The 20,224-nt window shown below is 64.7% G+C and carries 14 protein-coding genes; 8 read left to right on the forward strand and 6 right to left on the reverse strand.

Going from position 1 to position 20,224, the window contains the following annotated elements; translation table 11 throughout:
* Positions 1-11: 11 nt before the first annotated feature.
* Positions 12-1,478 carry a CCA tRNA nucleotidyltransferase gene (locus tag J2X62_RS08780; RefSeq protein WP_032371394.1) on the reverse strand — a complete coding sequence of 489 codons (1,467 nt, stop codon included), beginning with the start codon at positions 1,476-1,478 and terminating at the stop codon, positions 12-14.
* Between the two features lie 101 nt (positions 1,479-1,579).
* On the opposite strand from J2X62_RS08780, the gene J2X62_RS08785 reads away from it, so the two are divergent.
* From J2X62_RS08785 to J2X62_RS08820, 8 genes are all read left to right on the forward strand, one after another.
* Positions 1,580-2,155 carry an NUDIX hydrolase gene (locus J2X62_RS08785; RefSeq protein ID WP_027495017.1) on the forward strand — a complete coding sequence of 192 codons (576 nt, stop codon included), beginning with the start codon at positions 1,580-1,582 and terminating at the stop codon, positions 2,153-2,155.
* A 2-nt stretch (positions 2,156-2,157) separates the two neighbouring features.
* Positions 2,158-4,560, forward strand: a complete 2,403-nt coding sequence (locus J2X62_RS08790) for a DUF6049 family protein (RefSeq protein WP_310179765.1) — start codon at positions 2,158-2,160, stop codon at positions 4,558-4,560.
* Positions 4,557-8,747: a murein biosynthesis integral membrane protein MurJ gene (gene murJ / locus J2X62_RS08795; protein ID WP_310179767.1), complete on the forward strand. Its 4,191-nt coding sequence runs from the start codon at positions 4,557-4,559 to the stop codon at positions 8,745-8,747. Before J2X62_RS08790 ends, murJ begins: the two co-directional genes overlap by 4 nt.
* Positions 8,748-8,846: 99 nt before the next feature.
* Positions 8,847-9,428, forward strand: a complete 582-nt coding sequence (gene sigM / locus J2X62_RS08800) for an RNA polymerase sigma factor SigM (RefSeq protein ID WP_045841535.1) — start codon at positions 8,847-8,849, stop codon at positions 9,426-9,428.
* Positions 9,429-9,487: 59 nt separating this feature from the next.
* Entirely contained in the window at positions 9,488-10,246 is a 759-nt protein-coding gene (locus J2X62_RS08805) for a hypothetical protein (protein ID WP_283549464.1), read from the forward strand.
* Positions 10,247-10,371: 125 nt separating this feature from the next.
* Complete coding sequence (gene trxB / locus J2X62_RS08810; protein WP_032367966.1) at positions 10,372-11,361, forward strand: thioredoxin-disulfide reductase; 990 nt, start codon at positions 10,372-10,374, stop codon at positions 11,359-11,361.
* Between the two features lie 47 nt (positions 11,362-11,408).
* Complete coding sequence (gene trxA / locus J2X62_RS08815) at positions 11,409-11,741, forward strand: thioredoxin (RefSeq protein ID WP_008711582.1); 333 nt, start codon at positions 11,409-11,411, stop codon at positions 11,739-11,741.
* Positions 11,742-11,879: 138 nt separating this feature from the next.
* Positions 11,880-13,073, forward strand: a complete 1,194-nt coding sequence (locus tag J2X62_RS08820; protein WP_032371397.1) for an N-acetylmuramoyl-L-alanine amidase — start codon at positions 11,880-11,882, stop codon at positions 13,071-13,073.
* Positions 13,074-13,111: 38 nt separating this feature from the next.
* On the opposite strand, the gene J2X62_RS08825 is transcribed toward J2X62_RS08820, so the two are convergent.
* From J2X62_RS08825 to J2X62_RS08845, 5 genes are all read right to left on the reverse strand, one after another.
* A complete protein-coding gene (locus J2X62_RS08825) occupies positions 13,112-13,792 on the reverse strand; it encodes a hypothetical protein (protein ID WP_027495010.1) in 681 nt (226 codons plus the stop codon).
* A 235-nt stretch (positions 13,793-14,027) separates the two neighbouring features.
* Complete coding sequence (locus J2X62_RS08830; protein WP_310179775.1) at positions 14,028-15,104, reverse strand: ParB/RepB/Spo0J family partition protein; 1,077 nt, start codon at positions 15,102-15,104, stop codon at positions 14,028-14,030.
* Between the two features lie 3 nt (positions 15,105-15,107).
* Complete coding sequence (locus J2X62_RS08835) at positions 15,108-16,109, reverse strand: ParA family protein (RefSeq protein ID WP_027495008.1); 1,002 nt, start codon at positions 16,107-16,109, stop codon at positions 15,108-15,110.
* A gap of 76 nt (positions 16,110-16,185) precedes the next feature.
* Positions 16,186-16,863, reverse strand: coding sequence for a 16S rRNA (guanine(527)-N(7))-methyltransferase RsmG (rsmG, locus tag J2X62_RS08840; protein ID WP_310180376.1), 678 nt, complete (start codon positions 16,861-16,863; stop codon positions 16,186-16,188).
* A gap of 2,657 nt (positions 16,864-19,520) precedes the next feature.
* On the reverse strand, positions 19,521-20,213 hold the full coding sequence (locus tag J2X62_RS08845; RefSeq protein WP_032371398.1) for a R3H domain-containing nucleic acid-binding protein: 693 nt from the start codon (positions 20,211-20,213) through the stop codon (positions 19,521-19,523).
* Between the last annotated feature and the right edge of the window lie 11 nt (positions 20,214-20,224).

Here is a 20,224-nt window from a genome sequence, read left to right on the forward strand (position 1 = left end):
CGCGGGACGCGCTACTGCGTCGGCCACCACTCGAGCAGCGCCGCTTCGGCGTCCTCACGTGAGAGTGGTCCTCGATCGAGGCGCAGTTCCTTCAGGTATTTCCACGCCTTGCCCACGTCGGGGCCGGCGGGGATGCCGAGCAGCTCCATGATCGCGTTGCCGTCGAGGTCGGGACGAACCCGCGCCAGGTCCTCTTGCTCGGCGATGCGGGCGATGCGCTCTTCGAGATCGTCGTAGGTGGCTTGCAGGGCAGCCGCTCGACGCTTGTTCCTGGTGGTCGAATCGGCTCGAACCAGCTTGTGCAACTTGGGCAGTAGCTCACCGGCATCGGTGGCGTAGCGACGCACCGCCGAGTCGGTCCACTGACCCTTGCCGTATCCGTGGAATCGCAGATGCAGGAACACCAGATGCGAGACGTCCTCGATCATCTTCTTCGAATACTTCAACGCGCGCATACGCTTTCGCACCATCTTGGCCCCGACGACCTCGTGGTGGTGAAAGCTGACGCCGCCGCCGGGCTCGTTACGTTTGGTATCGGGCTTGCCGATGTCGTGCAGCAGTGCGGCCCAACGCAATACGAGATCGGGGTCGCCGTCCTCGAGATCGATGGCCTGCTTCAGAACCGTCAAAGAATGCCAGTACACGTCCTTGTGCTGATGATGCTCGTCGATTTCGAGCTTCATGTTCGGCACCTCGGGAATGATCCGCTGAGCCAAACCGGTCTCGCACATCACGTCGATGCCCTCGATCGGGTGGGCACCGAGAATCAGCTTGTCCAGCTCCACCTGAATGCGCTCGGCGGTGATGCGGTCGATCTGATCGGCCATGTCGACGATGGCGCTGTGCACCCGCGGCAACAACGAGAAACCGAGTTGCGACACGAATCGAGCCGCGCGCAGCATCCGCAGCGGATCGTCACCGAACGACGTTTCCGGTGCCGACGGGGTGTCGAGAACGCCCTCGAGCAACGCGTCCATGCCGCCGAGCGGATCGACGAACTCCTGCACGCCGTCCGCACCCAACCGCACGGCCATGGCGTTGACGGTGAAATCGCGTCGAACGAGATCTTCTTCGAGGCTGCTGCCGTATTGCACCTCGGGGTTGCGCGAGACCTGGTCGTACGAATCGGTGCGGAACGTCGTGATCTCGATCTGCTGGCCGTCCTTGGCCGCACTGATCGTTCCGAACGCGATGCCCGTGTCCCACTGATGGTCCGCCCACCCGGACAGCAGCGTCTGAACGACCTCCGGCCTGGCGTCGGTGGTGAAATCCAGATCGGTTCCCAAACGACCGAGAACCGCGTCCCGAACGGACCCACCGACGAGGTACAGCTCGTGGCCCGCGGCGGCGAACAACGCGCCCAGCGGGGTCAATACCGGCGCGAGTTCACGCAACGTCACCGCAGCTGCAGCCAGCAACCTTTCCCGGCGCGCATCGGCGTGCTCGGGGGAAACGGAAGACAGGGACTGATCGGCCACGGTGGAAGAGCCTACTGGCGCAGTACCGACCGGATCGTCTCGGCCATCGGCCACGGTGCGGCAAGCCGGAGCGGGGCGCCGAGGCAACTAGTATGGATCGGGTGTCTGCTGCCGAACGTGCGAACAGGAGCCGCCGCAACCCGCGGCGGCGTCAAGCACGCGCCGACACCGAAGCACCCAAGCTGCGGACCGTCCGAGAAACCTCTGCCGGAGGCCTGGTGGTCGACGGCCTCGACGGCCCGCCTGCCACCCGCTGCGCAGCCCTGATCGGCCGCACCGACCGGCGCGGACGCCTGCTCTGGTCCCTGCCCAAGGGGCACATCGAGCAGGGCGAAACCGCCGAGCAGACAGCCATGCGCGAGGTCGCCGAGGAGACCGGCATCCGCGGCACCGTGCTGGCGTCGCTGGGAAGCATCGACTACTGGTTCGTCACCGAAGGCCGCCGGGTCCACAAGACCGTTCATCACTATCTCCTCCGCTTCCTGGGCGGTGAACTGTCCGACGAGGATCTCGAAGTCACCGAAGTCGCCTGGGTACCGCTGAGCGAACTGCCGTCCCGACTCGCCTACGCCGACGAACGCAAACTCGCCGCCATCGCCACCCGCCTCATCGAGGACATGAACGGCGAGCAGGCAACCGGCGGCGACACGAACGCACCCACGCCCGGCGGGAAGTGATCGTGCGGGCCCGGAAGGTCGCTGCCGCCGCATTGACCTCGTTTTTCCTCGCTGCAGCGCCGGCCGTCGGCACCGCAGCACTGGGACCCCAACAGCTCCCTACTGCCACGGCGCAGCCAGATTCCGCCGGAGACATCAGCGGCACGACCAGCGCCGTTCCCGATACCCCGATGACGCAGGCCGGCGATCCGTTCCTGACGCTGAGCATCGATACGGTCGCACCCTCGACGGTCACCACCAGCAGCGATCCGTTCGTCACGGTTCGCGCGACAGTGAAGAACACCGGCGATCGACGCGTCGACGACGTCAGCGTTCGCCTACAGGGTGCGGCGGCCATCGACACGACGTCCGGTCTGCGGACCTCGCTCACCCTCGACCAGGAAAGATTCGACCGCGTCGGGACTTTCGTCACGGTCGCGGAGTCGCTGGAGAAGGACCAGAGCCGGCAGTTCGATCTGTCGATGCAGCTAAGAAGCAGTACCGAGCCCTCCCTCGGGATCGAGGCTCCCGGTGTCTACCCCCTGCTGCTGAACGTCAACGGAACCCCCGAGTACGGCGGGACGGCTCGACTCGACGACGCCCGCTTCCTGCTACCCGTCGTGGGACTGCCGCGGAATCCCGGTGAGCTCGACCCCGCAGCGCCCGACGCGATGCCGCTCCCCCCCAACACCCGGAACCCCGTTGCAATGACGGTGTTGTGGCCACTCGCCGACATTCCCCGTCTCGCAGCCGGAATCCCCGGTTCCATCGACGATCGAGTGCGTCTGATCGACGACGACCTGGCGACCCAGCTCGCCGCTGGTGGTCGGCTCGACACCCTGCTCAAAGCCCTGGAATTCGCGACGCAGCCCGGTCTCGATCCCGACGGCAAACTGGCGTCGAGCCTGTGCATCGGCATCGATCCCGACCTGCTGGTCACCGTCTCGAACATGACCCGCGGCTACCTCGTCGTCGACAACCCGGCCGATCCGGCCAGCTCCGCGCGGGAGGGCTCCGGCAGCGGGGCCGCAGCCCAGTGGTTGACGCGGCTCGAGGCACTGGCGTCGAACACGTGCGTGACGGCCCTACCGTTCGCTCAGGCCGACCTCGCCGCCGTCGCCGACATCGGTGATTCCTCGCTGCTCAGCAGCGCTGTCGCCGCCCCGGCCGACATCGTCGACGGCATCCTCGGCATCAGCTCGTTACGCGGTTTCACCTGGAGTGCCACCGGCGGCGTCGACGCGGGCGCTGCGGACGCGCTGAGATCGTCGGGAACCGGGACCGTCCTCGTCGCCGACAACAGCATCAGCCCACCCACGTCGTCGCCGACGTCTCTGCTGGTGTCCACCGACACCGCGCCGACCGCCGCCGATCCGACCGGCACCTTGGCCGCCACCCACTACGACTCGGCGACCACCGCAGCACTGGCCGGCGTCGGGACGACCCCGTCCACCCCGGCCTTGACCCCGGCGAATCAACGCTTCGACCTGGGCACCGACTCTCGCACCGCACGGCTGCAGGACGCCCTCGGCGCCATCAATTTCCACGCCCTCGTCGGTGCCGATCGACCCGGCCGCACGGTGACCGTCGCACCGCCGCAGTACTGGACCGCGGGAGGAGACGAACCATCGGCAATCCTGTCGACGGTGTCCTCGCTGTTGCGTTCGGGCCTGGCGACGCCTCGCCCGCTGCCCGGCCTGATCACCGAGCCCCCCACCGGCATCCCGGTGACCAGCATCGATGTGCCGACCGATCTCGATGCGTCTGCCATCGACACGGTGCGAACACAAAGCGCACGCGTGGACACCCTGGCGCAGTCGCTGGTCGAGGATCCCCAGTCCGCACTGACTCCGCGCCTGTACACCGCCCCGCTGCGAGAGGACATGCTCCGCGCCCTGTCGACCGCGGGTCGCGCCAGCGCCGAAAGCGAGGACGCCGCGGCCATGGCACGCACCCGTCTCACCGCGACCCGCGTCGGACTCGACACCGTCTACGGATCGGTGACCGTGCTGGCCCCGGGCGGCGTCTACACACTCGCCTCCGAGCAGAGTCCGCTGCTGCTCGTGGCCCGCAACGACCTACCGGTGCCGGTCAACGTGCTACTCCGAGTGGACGCGCCACCGGAGATGACGATCAGCGACGTCGGTGTGACCCAACTTCCGGCGCGCGGATCGCGAACCATCACCGTGCCCGCCGAGGTGGACGACAAACGCAATCTGTCGGTCGACTTCTCCGTCACCACCCTCGACGGCACCCGGCTCGGCGAGGTATCGACGGTGTCGGTTCGATCGAACGCATACGGTCAAGCTCTCGCGATAATTACCGCCTGCGCCGGCGCGCTCCTACTGTTGCTTGCAGGCCGACGACTCTGGCACCGATTCCGAGGACAACCCGACCCGGCCGACGAAGGGTACGAGAGACCATGACAGGCAATGTGCCGTACGACGGCGACCTGCCCCGGTCACGCATGCCCGCAGCGCAGGTGTTCCGGAGAACGACGCCCCCACGCCCCGCCCCCTGGGAGCGGCAACCGCGACCGGAGATGCGTTCCTATCCGGCACCGCCCCCGCTCGACGGTCAACCGGCAGCGGACGACTCCGCAACTCAGCTCATCCCACGGTTCCGGGACGAGGACTACCCACCCGCCGCGCCGTCGGGGAACATCCCTCCGCCGCAGACACCACCGGGCGGCAACGAGTCACCACCGCAGCCCGAACCCAGACCTCAGAAGTCGTTGCTGGCCGCCTCCGGTTCCATTGCGGTGGCGACCCTCGTCAGCCGGATCACCGGATTCGCCAAGCAAGTAGCCATGACGGCCACCCTCGGTGCCGGCCTTGCCAGTGCGTTCACCGTCTCGACGATTCTCCCGAACATGATCTCCGAGCTGGTGCTCGGTGCCGTCCTCGGAGCGATCGTCGTTCCTGTCCTGGTACGCGCAGAACAAGAGGACGCCGACGGCGGACGTGACTTCGTCCGACGCCTGTTCACCATCGCGGTCGCGCTGCTCGGCACCGTGGCGTTGGCCGCAACCATCGCTGCGCCGCTGCTGGCGCGTCTGATGCTCAACGGTGATCCGAAGGTCAACGAGGACCTGACCATTGCCTTCACCTATCTGGTGTTGCCGGCGCTGATGTTCTACGGGCTCTCCGGCTTGCTCACCGCGGTGCTCAACACCCGACAGAACTTCAAACCCGGTGCGTGGGCACCGGTGTTCAACAACCTCGTGGTTCTTGCGGTGTTCGGCATCTACTTCCTGATGCCGGGTGAGATCACCGTCAATCCGGTCGACATGACGAACCCGCAGCTGTTGATCATCGGCCTCGGCGTCACCACCGGTGTCATCACGCAGGTACTGGCGCTGATCCCTGCGCTTCGCCGCGAGAAGATCGACCTGCGCCCACTCTGGGGGTTCGACGCGCGCCTGAAAAAGTTCGGCGCGATGGCGGCCGCAATCGTGCTCTACGTCGTCATCAGTCAGATCGGTCTGATCGTCGCCACCAACATCTCGTCGGGAGCCGACGACGCGAGCCCCACGATCTATTCCCAGGCCTGGATCGTGCTGCAGTTGCCGTACGGCATTCTCGGCGTCACGGTTCTGACGGCGATCATGCCCCGACTCAGTCGTAATGCCGCCAACGGTGACACGCCCTCGGTCGTCGACGATCTCTCCGTCGCCACTCGGCTGACGATGGTCGCGATGGTCCCGATCGTCGTGTTCCTGACGTTCGCGGGGCCGTGGGTGGGCGAGGCGCTGTACGGGTTCGGCAAGTTTGCGCCCGACGCCAACCGGCTGGGTGAGGCCGTGAGCTGGTCGGCGTTCTCCCTTATCCCGTACGCGCTGGTCCTGATCCACCTGCGCGTGTTCTACGCCCGCGAGCAGGCCTGGACGCCCACCTGGATCGTCCTCGGCATCACCGCCGTCAAGATCGGCCTGTCGTTGCTCGCCCCGATCGTCGCAACCGATCCGGAACAAGTGGTGCTGCTCCTCGGCACCGCGACCGGCCTCGGCTACACCGCAGGTGCCGTCATCGGCGGATACCTGCTGCACAAGAGCCTCGGCAACCTGCGGATGGCCAACGTCGGGAAGACTGTCTGGCTGGTTCTCATCGCCTCGCTGGCCGGCGGCGCAGCCATGCTCGCCATCGACCGGATCGTCGGATTCGACGCCATGGCGAACGGCTGGATCGGCAACTTCGTGCGCGTCGCGATGGACGCCGTCATCATGCTCGGCATCACGTTCTCCATCCTGTGGTTCGGCAAGATTCCCGAAGTACTGGCCGTCACCGTCGCGTTGAGCCGTCTCGTCCGCCGGGTCCTCGGACGGTCGGCCCCGCCCGAGCCTGCGACGTCCGGTTCGGTGCCGGATCCGGCTGCCGCGGAAACCAGCGTGATTCCTGTTATTCGAACCGAGCCCACATGGGACACTGCGCGGGATCGACTCCCGTACCCTGGTCAACGGCACCCGGGGGCAGACGCCCCTGCAGGTCGACCGCTTGTAGAACAACACGGGGCATATTCGCCTGAAGGAGTAACAGTGACCGACGACGATGTTGCTGGGGGGCCGGCACAGTCTCCAGCAAACGAAGCCGACCGAACGAGCGGCGGAGTCGAAGTCGACACCCAGGACCGCACCGAGCCCGTGAAGGCCGAGTCTGCTGCGTCGTCGAAAGCACCCGAGTCGAAAACACCCGAGTCGAAGACAGCGGACTCGAAAGCACCTGATTCTTCGGAGAAGCCGAGCACACCCAGCACGCCTGAGTCGGCGGCAGCGTCGAGTGCCGAGGCCACCGAGAAGAAGGAAACCAACGCGTCCGCTCCCAAGGATCAGACGATCGCGATCTCCAAGGCAGCGCTGGCGGCCAAGCCGTCGGACAAGACCGTCTCCATCTCGAAGGCGAAGCTGCCGGTCGACGACGCGAGCAAGGCCGAGCCGAAGACCGACAGCACACCGGTGGAGGCGACGAAGAAATCGGCTGCAGTCGACACACCAGGAGCACCGAAGCCGACAACGGACAAAGCTGCCGAAAAACCAGCCGAGGACCAGTCCACCGCGGACGCCCCCGGGCGCACCCTTCGCGGACCGACGCTGATTCCCGGTGCTTCGGTAGCCGGCGGACGCTACCGCCTGTTGGCACCGCACGGTGGAGCTCGCGGGCTGAAGTTCTGGCAGGCCCACGACGTCAAGCTCGACCGCGAGGTCGCGTTGACGTTCGTCGACGCCGATCAGCAGTCCACGGCGTCACCCAACGACCGCACTCAGGGCCCGCAGGCAATCCTGTCCCGGACGCTGCGCCTCGGCCGGATCAACTCTCCCGGTCTCGCCCGGGTGCTCGACGTGGTGCGCGGTAGCTCCGGCGGCATCGTCGTCGCCGAGTGGACTCCCGGTCGCTCGCTGCGCGAGATGGCCGATACGGTTCCTGCCCCCACCGGTGCCGCTCGTGCGATCAAGGTCCTGGCCGCCGCGGCCGAGGCTGCGCACCGCAGCGGCGGCGCGCTGTCGATCGACCACCCCGATCGCGTACGCATCAGTACCAGCGGCAACGCCGTCCTGGCGTTTCCCGCGACTCTGGCGGACGCCGACTCCAGTTCGGACGTCCGTGGTCTCGGTGCCATGCTCTACGCCCTGATCACTGCACGCTGGCCGTTGTCGGACACCACCGGAGAAGCCGTCGTTCCCGGTGACGCGGCATCCCTGCGCAGCGTCGGCGGCATGCGTCCGGCCGATCGGGACGACAAGGGTGCGCCGCGCGAGCCTCGCGAAATTCGCCCCGACGTTCCGTTCGAGATCTCTGCCGTCGCGGTACGAGCGCTCGAGCAGAACAGTGGCATTCGCACCGCCGCGACGGTGCAGCACGTTCTCGATCAGGCCGCGGTGGTCAACGACAAGACCGACCTGATGCCGGCACTGCGACTGGGCCAGCGTGCCCCGGGAGCCAGCGGTCACTCGCTCGCAGACCCGGAAGAGCTGGCCGCAGAGAAGGCGAAGTCGACGCGAACCAACATCGCCATCGCCGTTCTCGGCGCTCTGACGGTGCTGATTCTGGCGTTCGCCGGCTATTGGTTGTTCACCTCCATCGCGGGCGACAACACCGATGCGCCGCTGGACAGCCAGGAGTTCGGGCTGACGACCCCGGCTGCCGCACCGCCGGCCGGCGACACCGCTGCGCCCCCGGCGCCGACGGGTGGACCCGTCGCGATGAGCGATGTCAGCGTCTTCTCCCCACAGGGGTCTGCAGACAACCCGGGCACGGCATCGAACGTGATCGACAACAACCCCAGCACGGCCTGGACCACCGACTCCTACTTCCAGCAGTTCCCGGCACTGAAGAACGGTGTCGGACTGCTCGTCACCATCCCGTCGTCGACGTTGAAGAACGCGTGGATCGAATCGACGTCGCCGGGAACGGTCGTCGAGATCAGGTCCGCTCCCAACGATTCACCGAGCCTCGGCGACACCACGCTGCTCGGTGAAGCCACTCTGCAGAACGGCCGCACCGACATCGCGCTCGACGGCACCGAACCCACCGGCAACGTCCTGGTGTGGATCACCACCCTCGGAGAGCAGGGTGGCCGCATCGCTACCTCGATCTCCGGGATCGGTTTCGACACGTAAAACCGGCGATACAGAGGCAAATCGCGTTCGTTTCGTACTTCGCGGTATCGATGGCCTAGGCTCCCCCCAATGCGTTAACACGGGGGGAGCCGTTTTCGTATGACCGAACGTATCGATTCGGCGCTGGGGGAGCGCACGGATGCGGAATTGTTGGCTGCTCATGCAGCCGGTGAGCCGACCGCATTCGCCACGTTGATCCATCGCCATCAGGAACACCTGTGGCTCACGGCACGCCGCACGAGCTACACACCCGAGGACGCATCCGACGCGTTGCAGGAGGCGTTGCTCTCCGCGCATCGAACGGCCGGGTCGTTTCGCGCGGACGCTGCAGTCCGCAGTTGGTTGCACAAGATCGTCGTCAACGCGTGCCTCGATCGCATTCGCCGAAACAAGGCACGTCCGTCGGTTCCGTTGAGCGAGAACGAGAGTCACGAACCGGTGTCGCCTCGGGACCGAATCTCCGAATCCGAGACCAGCATCCTCGTCCGACAGGCCCTGATGACGCTGCCGCCCGACCAGCGAGCGGCGGTGGTCGTCGTGGACATGGAGGGTTACTCGGTGGCCGACGCCGCAGCGTTGCTGGGGGTTCCCACCGGTACCGTGAAGAGTCGATGCGCTCGCGGCAGACTCAAGTTGTCGACGCAGCTCGCATACCTCAAGGACGCAGGGAACCGAATCTAGACCCCTCGCGTCTAAACCGTGTGAGAGGGAAAGAAGACTCGGCGAAGGGAGGCAGGAACGTGTCGTCGAACACCGACGCTCTACCCGGTGCCCCGTTCTCACCCGAGTTGCTGGCCGACCTGCATGCAGATGCACTACCCGAGGACGTCAGCAGTCGGCTGTGGCCGTTGGTGCGTGCCGACGCCGAGGCGATGCGAATCCTGGCGACACTGGACACCGTCACCGCTCGGCTGCACGAGTTGGGCGAGGATCCGAACGGCACGATGCCCGTTCCCGCCGACGTCGCCCGGCAGATCGATCGCACCCTCGAGACCCTGGCCGACACAGAGTCGGCGGACCGTACCGCCGATGTCCTTCCGCTTCGCAGACCTCCACGTAGCGCGCGTACACGCCGGCACGTGATCGTCGGAATCGCCGCTGCTGCAGCACTTCTCGCGGGTGGTTCGGTCACCTTCGCCGCCGTTCTGCACAGCCCGGGCACGTCGGATCCCGTCGTAGCCGAGCCGGGGACCACGCCACCCGACTCGTCCCTCGTTCTCGATTCCACCGATCTCGACTCGAACGTCGCGTTCACCGTCATCGGTAAACGAGACTCCGGCAGCTTGTCGGATCCGGCAGACCTGGCCGCGTGTCTCGACGCCAACGGCGTGGACCCCGCCGCCGCCGTTCTCGGATCCAGTCAGGTTCGAATCGACGGCCGACAGGGAACTCTCCTCGTCCTCGCCGGGGCCGGGCCCGCGCAGTTCATCGCTCTGGCAGTGGGCAACGATTGCCGCGGCGGCAATCCCGACGTCCTCACGCGTCGCGATATCGGCTGACACATCTCTCACCGGGGAACAACTGCCTCTAGGGTGGTGTTGACCAGATGTACGTCGATAGGCAGTGCTCAGTGCACTTTCGCGTCGACGCCAAGAACACGCCGCACAAGATCGGAAGGTCTGCATTGAGTACCCCCAAGGTTCACGATCTCATCATCGTCGGCTCGGGACCGGCCGGATACACCGCCGGTGTCTACGCGGCCCGCGCAGAGCTGGAGCCCATCCTGTTCGAGGGAACCCAGTTCGGCGGCGCGCTGATGACGACGACCGAGGTCGAGAACTTCCCCGGTTTCCGCGAGGGCATCATGGGCCCCGATCTGATGGAACAGATGCGCGAGCAGGCGCAACGTTTCGGTGCCGACATCCGCACCGAGGACGTCGAGGAGCTCGAGTTGACCGGGCCGATCAAGACCGTCTCGGCGGGGGGCGAGACCTACCGTGCTCGCGCGATCATTCTCGCGATGGGCGCAGCCGCTCGCTACCTCTCCATTCCCGGTGAGGAGAAGCTCCTCGGACGCGGCGTCAGCGCATGCGCCACCTGCGACGGGTTCTTCTTCCGCGACCAGGACATCGCCGTCATCGGCGGCGGCGACTCGGCAATGGAAGAGGCAACCTTCCTCACGCGCTTCGCCCGCAGCGTGACGATCGTGCACCGCCGCAGCGAGTTCCGCGCGTCGCGCATCATGCTCGAGCGCGCCAAGAAGAACGAGAAGATTCGTTTCCTCACCGACACCAAGGTTCTCGAAGTCCTCGGCGACACCAGCGTCACCGGACTGGCACTGGAACATGCAGTCACCGGCGAGAAGACGACTTTGGACGTTACCGGGATGTTCGTGGCGATCGGCCACGATCCTCGCAACGAGCTGGTCAAGGGCCAGGTCGAACTCGACGATGCCGGCTACGTCAAGGTCGCATCGCCCACGTCGGCCACCTCGGTCGAAGGGGTGTTCGCTGCAGGCGACCTCGTCGATCACGTCTACCAGCAGGCCATCACCGCTGCGGGTACCGGCTGTACCGCATCCATCGACGCCGAGCGTTGGCTGGCCGAGCAGGGCGACATCACCACCAACACACTCGAGCACGCCGATCAGCCTGTCGACGCCGTCAACGCCTGACCGGTAGCCCCACCACCTGTTTGCAGACCCACACCGAGGAGATACACATGTCCGACGACAAGAGCACAGTCACCATCACCGACGCGTCGTTCGTCGACGACGTTCTGACCAGCGAGAAGCCCGTTCTGGTCGACTTCTGGGCCACCTGGTGCGGCCCGTGCAAGATGGTTGCTCCCGTTCTCGAAGAGATCGCCGCCGAGCACAAGGACAAGCTGACCATCGCCAAGCTCGACATCGACGCCAACCCGCAGGCGGCTCGGGACTTCAAGGTCATGTCCATCCCGACGCTGATCCTGTTCCAGGGTGGCAAGCCGGTCAAGCAGATTGTCGGCGCAAAGGGCAAGGCCGCGCTGCTCAAGGACCTCGAAGGCGTTATCTGACTCACCCACGCTTGGTGTGGATTGCCGCAGAAGCCTGTCTTTCTGCGACAATCATCTGATGTGCCGATGCTTGCGTCGGCACATCAGCGCATCGAAGTGCGTGTTGACCGTCAGGACGATCGAGAGGGTTTTTCCAGGATGCAGGAGCTCAGTCACGGCGATTCCGGACCCGCCGTCGCCGAGGTCCGCGGCACTCTCTCGGCACTCGGTTTCCTCCACGAGGCCGTGGTTCCGCCCGGCCCGATGGACGACGGCCACTGGACGGCCCCAGGATCGGTATTCGACCGGGCCCTCGACGGTGCCGTCCGCGCGTTCCAGCAACATCGCGGCTTACTGGTCGACGGCGTCGTCGGACCGGCCACGTACCGCGCCCTCAAAGAAGCGTCCTACCACCTCGGTGCCCGCACGCTGATCTACCAGCTGTCCGCTCCGCTGTACGGCGATGACGTCGCTACCCTGCAGACACGCCTGCAGGACCTCGGTTTCTACAACGAGCGCGTCGACGGCTTCTTCGGTCCGAAGACGCACGAGGGCCTGTCGTCTTTTCAACGCGAGATCGGTCTGGCACCCGACGGTATCTGTGGTCCGGCGACACTACGTTCGCTCGACCTCCTCGGAACCCGCGTCACCGGTGGATCGCCCCACGCGATGAGCGAAGAAGAACTCGTACGCAAATCCGGCCCACAGTTGACGGGTAAGCGAATCGTCATCGACCCCGATCTCGGTGGTGCCGACACCGGCCGCATCGTCGACGGCACATTCGGACGCGTCTCCGAATCGGAAATTCTGTGGGATCTGGCCAGTCGTCTCGAAGGCCGAATGGCGGCGACCGGAATGGAAACGTTCCTCTCTCGTGCACGGGGCACCAACCCGTCGGTGGCCGACCGCGCGGAAACCGCCAACGCCTGGGGCGCAGATCTGATGATCTCGCTGCGCTGCGCGTCGAGCACCAGTCCTGTGGCCAACGGAGTGGCCAGCTTCCACTTCGGTAACTCGCACGGATCCACCTCGATGATCGGCCAGGTCCTCACCAGCTACGTGCAACGCGAAATCGTGGCTCGCACACCACTTCTCGATTGCCGCAGTCACGGCCGCACGTGGGATCTGTTGCGGCTCACCAACATGCCGACCATCCAGATAGACCTCGGCTACCTCACCAACGAATCCGACGTCGAAGTACTGAGCGATCCGCGATTCCGCGACATCATTGCCGAGGCAATCCTGATCGCCGTCAAGCGGTTGTACCTCCTGGGTCAGGACGACCAACCGACCGGCACGTTCACGTTCGCTGAACTACTGGCCGAGGAACTCGCAGCCGCCGACCGTCCCTGATCGACGGCACCCCCGCTCCACCGGTCGGAGCCCGTCGTTCAGCGAGCTCCGACCGTCGACTTCTGTTCGATGTCGACCACCGAGATACTCGCCGCCACCAGCAATTGCTCGAGCGCCGATTCGACGTCCTGCTTCCACCCGTGATCGCGATCCAGTTCGAGGCGGAGTCTCGGGAACCTGTGATGCGGCGCCACCACCTCGAAGCCGACCTTCTCCAGAAAGTCGGCGTCGATCATGCATGTCGCAGCCGAGCACGTCGCATGTGCCGTCGCGTTGGGAATTGCCGGCGACGCGTCGTCCGCATTGTGGCGAATGCCGAAGGCCTCCAAGGCACGAACACCACGATTGACGAGATCGCCGACCACCGCCTGAATCAGGGTTGCCGAGTGCAGATCCGCATCGGCCGGGGAATCGATACGAAGCTGGGTCAGTAGGACCGCGTCAGGACTGACGGGCGAAGTAGGGAAGGTCGACGCCCGAGGAACTGCGCGGGGCGGGCAATACAACGCACACCCGATCGTGTTGCCGTCCACGGACAACAGCTGTCCGCACGATCCCCACTCGAGCATGATCGTCGACAGCCACACCTCGTTCTCGAATTCGAGGTCCACTGCCGCGCCGTCGGACGTGGGATCGAGGACCCAGAAGCTACACCGCCGAGAATGTGCCGGCAGATGTTCGAACGAGCCGAGGGTCACTCCGGTCACCATCGCCGACACCGCGTACCTCAGCCTCCGTGCAGTCGTTCCACCGCTCGATTCTCGGTGGGGAGCCGATTCTCTCCTCGACCAGGATAGGCGACGGGGTCGCGCTACCTAGTGATCGGGGAAGATCCTCGAAACCTAGTGCATCACAATAGTTTTCGATCCAACTTGCCGTTTTCGGGACCACTCGTCGTCGATATACGTCACAGTGACGTTACGCCCTGGTATGACTAGTCCTGAAAAAACGCGGCTACTTCTTCTTCTGAGCTTCCATCATCTCGACGATTCTCTGAAGGTCGTCGACCGACCCGAATTCGACGACGATCTTGCCCTTTCGCTTACCCAGACTCACTGTCACCCTCGTATCGAACGAATCCGAGAGGCGATCGGCCACATCCTGAAGGCCCGGCATCTGGATCGGCTTGCGCTTCGCCGCCGGTTCGGGCGACTTACCGTCCTCGCGATTGGCCAGAGTGACGGCTTCTTCCGTCGCTCGAACCGAGAGACCCTCGGCCACGATGCGCGCAGCCAACGATTCCTGTGCATCCGATCCCGCGTCCAACGACAGCAGTGCGCGTGCATGTCCCGCCGACAGGACACCGGCTGCGACACGTCTCTGTACCGGAATCGGCAACTTCAGCAGACGGATCATGTTGGTCACCACGGGGCGTGAGCGACCGATCTTTGCCGCGAGCTCCTCGTGCGTGACATCGAATTCCTCGAGCAGCTGCTGATATGCGGCCGCCTCTTCGAGAGGATTGAGCTGTACGCGATGGATGTTTTCGAGCAGTGCGTCGCGCAGCATTGCGTCGTCTGCGGTTTCCCGGACGATCGCGGGGATCCACTCCAGGCCCGCTTCCTGGCTCGCGCGCCACCGCCGCTCGCCCATGACGAGTTGATACTTGGCATCTCCTGCAGCTGCAGAACCGGATACGAGACGCACCACGATCGGCTGCATGAGGCCGAATTCGCGAATCGAGTGCACCAATTCGGCAAGGGATTCGTCGTCGAAGACGTGCCGCGGCTGCTTGGGATTCGCCTCGATTCGGTCCGGCGAGATCTCCCGATACACGGCACCGACAGGGGAGAGGTCGTCCCCGTTCAGCACCGGCGGCGTCGGAGTAGGCGCCGTTGCGGTCTCTGTGGTGTCGTCGGACGCCGTTGCCCGCTTGGGCTTCGTCGACGTGTCCGGCTTGTCCTTGGCGTTGCGGTCGGCACCGATGATGACGTCGGCTGCTGCATTACCGAGGCGCGGTCCGGCATCGGGGCCCGTGGGGATGAGCGACGCGAGTCCGCGCCCCAGACCGCCCTTACGTGCTTGACTCATGTCCTACTTCTTTCGTGCGTCGATGCCGGCCGAGCGAGCAGCGAGCTCTCGTCCGGCGTCCAGGTAACTCATTGCTCCACGCGAACCGGGGTCGTAATCCAACACCGTCATGCCGTACCCGGGTGCTTCGGAGACCTTCACACTGCGCGGAATCACGGCACGCAGCACGGCATCGCCGAAGTGCTTCCGCACTTCCTCGGCGACCTGATCGGCCAGTTTGGTGCGGCCGTCGTACATCGTGAGGATGACGGTCGAGACGTGCAATTCAGGATTGAGATGGGACTGAACCAGCTCGATATTCCGAAGCAGCTGCCCCACACCCTCCAGTGCGTAGTACTCGCATTGAATGGGAATCAGCACCTCGGTGGCCGCCACAAGCGCGTTGACAGTCAACAGACCGAGTGACGGTGGGCAGTCGATGAGGATGAAATCGGCGTCGAGTCCGGCCAACTCCTCGACCGACAACGCCGTCTTGAGGCGTCCTTCCCGGGCCACCATCGAGACCAATTCGATCTCCGCGCCCGCGAGGTCGATCGTTGCCGGGATGCAGAACAACCGCTCACTGTGCGGACTCTGCTGGATCGCGTCTTTGGCCTTCACTTCGCCGATGAGCACCTCGTAGCTCGACGGCACACCGGAATGATGTTCGACGCCCAGTGCCGTGCTGGCGTTGCCCTGAGGGTCCAGATCCACCACCAAGACCGTCAGGCCCTGGAGCGCGAGTGCGGCTGCGAGGTTGACCGCCGTCGTGGTCTTGCCGACGCCACCCTTCTGATTCGCAATCGTCAGCATGCGGCGCTTCGCCGGCTTGGGCAGCGTCACCGATCCCGGGTGAAGGACCTGACTGGCCCGGTGCGCGGCGGCCCCGATCGGGGTGTCGTCGGTCGAAATCGAGTTGGTGTACTCGAAGCCACTCGTCACCCCCGCCTTGTTGGCGGCTGCGTTCGACGACTTCTTCTTGGACTCTGTTTCACGTGAAACAGCGGGATCCGACCCACCCGACATATGTGCTCCTTAGTGCGGAACTGAATGTGTTCTACGTTCGATACAAACGGCGCGGGGCGATTCCCGCAATCGATCATCAGTGGCGACTGAGCCGCCGCGGCTCACGGACTGCCCTGACGACGATGGTGGGCGTCGGGAGAAGACCGACACCGCACTCCACGACCTCCAGCTTGCCAGCACCCATACGGGTGAGGGAAGTCCTGTCGCGTTCGATCTCCTCACTCGCGCTGGAACCCTTCAGCGCGAGCATCCGGCCGCGTTCGTGAACGAGGGGGAGAGACCATTTGGCGAGCTTCTCCAGCGGGGCCACAGCCCTCGACGTGACGACATCCGCGCCGCCGGCTTCCTTCTTCACGCCGGGCTGCTCGGCCCGCCCACGTACGACCAACACGTTCAGATCGTGCTCGTCGATGAACTCCGCCAGATAGACGGTTCTCCGAAGAAGAGGCTCGACGAGCGTCACCCGAAGATCCGGTCGAGCGATGGCAAGAGGGATACCGGGCAGACCGGCACCGCTGCCGATGTCGACCACAGTCTCGCCCTCGTCGATGAGCTCGCCGATCGCAGCGCAATTGAGGATATGCCGCTCCCAGAGTCGCGGAACTTCGCGTGGACCGATCAGCCCCCGTTCGACTCCGGCGGTAGCCAAGGACTCGTGATACCTCCGGGCGAGATCCAGTCGATCTCCGAACATCTGCTCGGCGACGGCCATCAACCCGGTGTTATCCGACGCTTCTTGTTCCACGTGAAACATCATCCCGTGCTCGGGCACGGATCGCCAAACGACACCTCTGTAAGTCAACGAGATCGCGAGGTTCCGGGAGTTGGAGTCCCGATTCGCTGGGTGGAGCACACCAGGACCGCCGTCCGCGCGCCCACTCCGATTCGACGGTTCATCCTGCCCGACACTTCTGCCTTCCGGAGTTCGCCGGTGTTTCACGTGAAACCGAGCCAGGGCCCGACGGCTGGGGAGGCGACGGTTGCGTGGACTTCGAGCGACCGACCCGGTCTCCTCAGCGCGACCCGATGCACTCGCGCACCAATTGATATTGCCTAGGACTTCCCTGCCCGGCGATGGTGAACGAGATACCGGTACGGCCAGAACCATCCGGTATGGGACCCTTTCCCGTCGCCTATCCGATCCGGGAGCGCCTGCTGGGAACGCGAAGTGGATCGCTGTTCTATGCCCTCCGCCGTCGTGCGTCCTCGGTCGGGCCGCATACGACCGTTGCTATATGGACACTCGGCGAGCCCGCCAAGGGACGCACCCCAATCGGCACATTGACCCGACCAGCCGTCACGGGTCCCACACAATCCGCCGATGCAATGAGGCCACCCGAGGACGGCGTTGGGGACCGCGTTCAGTGAAGGGCATCCGCCATCCCCGCCCAGGTTTTGAGCAACCACTTCGTCGAGACGAATCGTAACTCTGTTATCCGTCTCCGTGCTGTCGGGCGGAGCCCTCCGCTGTTTCACGTGAAACCGGACAGGCACTCTGGGCGAACAGAGTCGGCAGAGTCGTCGCGCGAAGGACACCGCAATCGATCATGCCTCCACCGAGCCCGCTACACGTCGCCCTCACTCTCGACCACAGCCTCGCCCCACAGCACCAAGCTCGAAGCCGACTCCGCACCCCCTCGTTCGACCGGCTCTCGCGAGCACCCGTCGTGGGATCGTCGGGCGATTGGCACCCACGCTGTCGGATACAACCGAACAGCTTCGGGCATCGTTTGTCCTGTCGCGAAATGTCGCGCGGCTCGGACTGCTCCTCGCACCCGCCTACCGCCGGCTGTCGCGAGCACCGGTCGACCGGTCGCAAGATCGACGCCCGGTTCGGACTGCTCCTCGGGCCGGGCCCGCCGAATGTCGTGAGCATCGGCCGGAGCGTATTCAAAAGCGTCGGACGCTTCGAGAGCAGGATCGTGTCCTAGATCGTGTTTCACGTGAAACACGATCCAACTCTCTGCGGGTCACGTTCGCCGTCGACGTCGCCGTAGTCTCGATGACCGTCAGTCCGTCTCGGCGCCAGGTTCTACACGGGTCCTGCTGACAATCCGTCCGGACGTCAGATTCGCAGGCGACCCTCGGATGCCTCCGATAGGTTGGACCACTTCACCCGCAGACGCAATTCGAAGACGACGACTGCACCGCGATTGAGGGCGGCAGCGTCGATCCCTCGAGTAAATGGGGTCGGACGCGCATAGAGCGAGCCGGCACCAGTCCAAATCGAGCCCAGTCTCGATAAGCGACAGCCGGCCAGAAACCCGACTGTTTCACGTGAAACACGCTCACGCGTCCGCACCCCTCGTAAGTCACCCGGGGGGGAGGTGGTTCTCCCTACGCGACCGTCGTGTCCATGACGCGATGCCGGGGCGCACCCAGGATGAGTGATCCTGCGTTCGCAGACACTCGAGATCCGATGCTGGTGTATCGAGTCAAGCTCAGCGTGACGAGACCGACGGTGACTACGAAACTGCCGGCCGCCACACGTCACGCCATGGTGAACCGGTCATGCTCATTTGACCTAACCTGCGACATCACCGCGCCGGACTCTCCACCGTCGCAATCCAGAACAAGGTCATCACAGAATTCACCCAGACGGATCCTGCTACGCCTCATGCCTCTAGAAGTTCGCGCAGCACGCACAGCACAGTGACAACCCACCGTCCGTCGATCGGCTCTCGTCGTCATCCGATAGCGTCTCGGCAATTGGGGAGTACACCTTCTTCCGACACGACAGCAGAGTTCGCGGTCATGAACTAACCCGGTGTGCCAGGCCGATACACGGAGGCCCGCCTGCCGTGTCATCGCGCAATGGGCCACGGTGACGAAGTCCCCGCTGCGGGCGCGCATCGCGGCAAGGGAACCGACGGTCGTGTAGTCCGCTGTACAACCGTGGCTGGTTCCTTCCTCGGACTTGGAACTGAGCAACCACGTGCGTTGACGCCGACAGAACTATGCAGGCGCTTCTTAGCGTCTGCACGATGGGTGGTCTCGGCTACTCGCAATCGGCTGGGGTCCAAGAGTTGGTTGACACCCTCGACCTCGCCGAGCCGCGAGGCATTCCTCGATCATCGGCTGTCGACCAAACGGGATCCGGTCGCATGGTCGGCGTGCGTATGACCGCCACAAGGGCGAGCCACCTCGACCTACCAATTGACATCTGCCTCAGCGTTCGTTTCACGTGAAACATCGTTCATCACGTGGAATCACGGACAGAGCCGCCCTGCAACCACCCGTCACAGTGACGAAAGCGTCCGATACCGCTGGGCCCTGTATTTTTCGTTCTCGGAGCCCGTCCGATCGCTAACACCCAAGGCAAATTACATCCATGCAATTCAAGCCCGAGCTTTCAACACAAACGACGATGGCCCCCACCGAAGTGGGGGCCATCGCTTATCGAAAGTGTCGCTATGCCTTGACGACGACTACCCGTCGAGCGGGTTCGACGCCGGTGCTCTCGCTTGCGACACCGTCTATCTTGGCGACTGCGTCGTGCACGATCTTGCGCTCGAACGGAGTCATCGGAGTCAGTTCTTCACGCTCTCCGGATTCGAGTACTCGACGTGCTGCTTCGGCACCCAGGTTCCCGAGCTCGGTGCGTCGCTTGGCGCGCCACCCGGCAACGTCGAGCATCAGCTTGCTGCGCTCGCCCGTCGACTGCTGCACAGCCAGACGGGTCAGTTCCTGCAGAGCGTCGAGTACCTCGCCCTTGCGACCGACGAGCTTGGCGAGATCGTCTCCGCCGTCGATGCTGACGATCGCGCGATCACCCTCCACGTCGAGGTCGATGTCTCCGTCGAAATCGAGAACGTCCAGAAGCTGCTCGAGGTAGTCGCCGGCGATTTCGCCTTCCTCGACCAAGTAGTCCTCGTCGTCTTCGTCGTCCTCATCCGAATCGTCGTCATTCGAGTCCGCAACGTCATCGGCGTTCGTGGGAACCGACGGCGTCTTCTGTACGGCGTCGCCGACGGTTGCTTCGTCGTCGGACTCCTTCTCGACGGCACTCACCTGATCGGTCTCGACCATCACGTCACCCACTCCATCCCCAGCTGCTGCGTTCCGTACTTCGTCGTTCTGTGCTTCTTCGGCGTGCGCTGCCATGTTCGTCCTTC

The sequence above is a fragment of the Rhodococcus sp. 3258 genome (assembly GCF_031456475.1).
Lineage (GTDB): Bacteria > Actinomycetota > Actinomycetes > Mycobacteriales > Mycobacteriaceae > Rhodococcoides > Rhodococcoides fascians.

What these genes read in the sequence shown, in the direction of transcription:
- rsmG (WP_310180376.1), bottom strand. Translation starts at nt 16,863, where the DNA reads ATGTTTCACGTGGAACAAGAAGCGTCGGATAACACCGGGTTGATGGCC.
- murJ (WP_310179767.1), top strand. Translation starts at nt 4,557, where the DNA reads ATGACAGGCAATGTGCCGTACGACGGCGACCTGCCCCGGTCACGCATG.
- sigM (WP_045841535.1), top strand. Translation starts at nt 8,847, where the DNA reads ATGACCGAACGTATCGATTCGGCGCTGGGGGAGCGCACGGATGCGGAA.
- J2X62_RS08845 (WP_032371398.1), bottom strand. Translation starts at nt 20,213, where the DNA reads ATGGCAGCGCACGCCGAAGAAGCACAGAACGACGAAGTACGGAACGCA.
- J2X62_RS08835 (WP_027495008.1), bottom strand. Translation starts at nt 16,109, where the DNA reads ATGTCGGGTGGGTCGGATCCCGCTGTTTCACGTGAAACAGAGTCCAAG.
- J2X62_RS08830 (WP_310179775.1), bottom strand. Translation starts at nt 15,104, where the DNA reads ATGAGTCAAGCACGTAAGGGCGGTCTGGGGCGCGGACTCGCGTCGCTC.
- trxA (WP_008711582.1), top strand. Translation starts at nt 11,409, where the DNA reads ATGTCCGACGACAAGAGCACAGTCACCATCACCGACGCGTCGTTCGTC.
- J2X62_RS08820 (WP_032371397.1), top strand. Translation starts at nt 11,880, where the DNA reads ATGCAGGAGCTCAGTCACGGCGATTCCGGACCCGCCGTCGCCGAGGTC.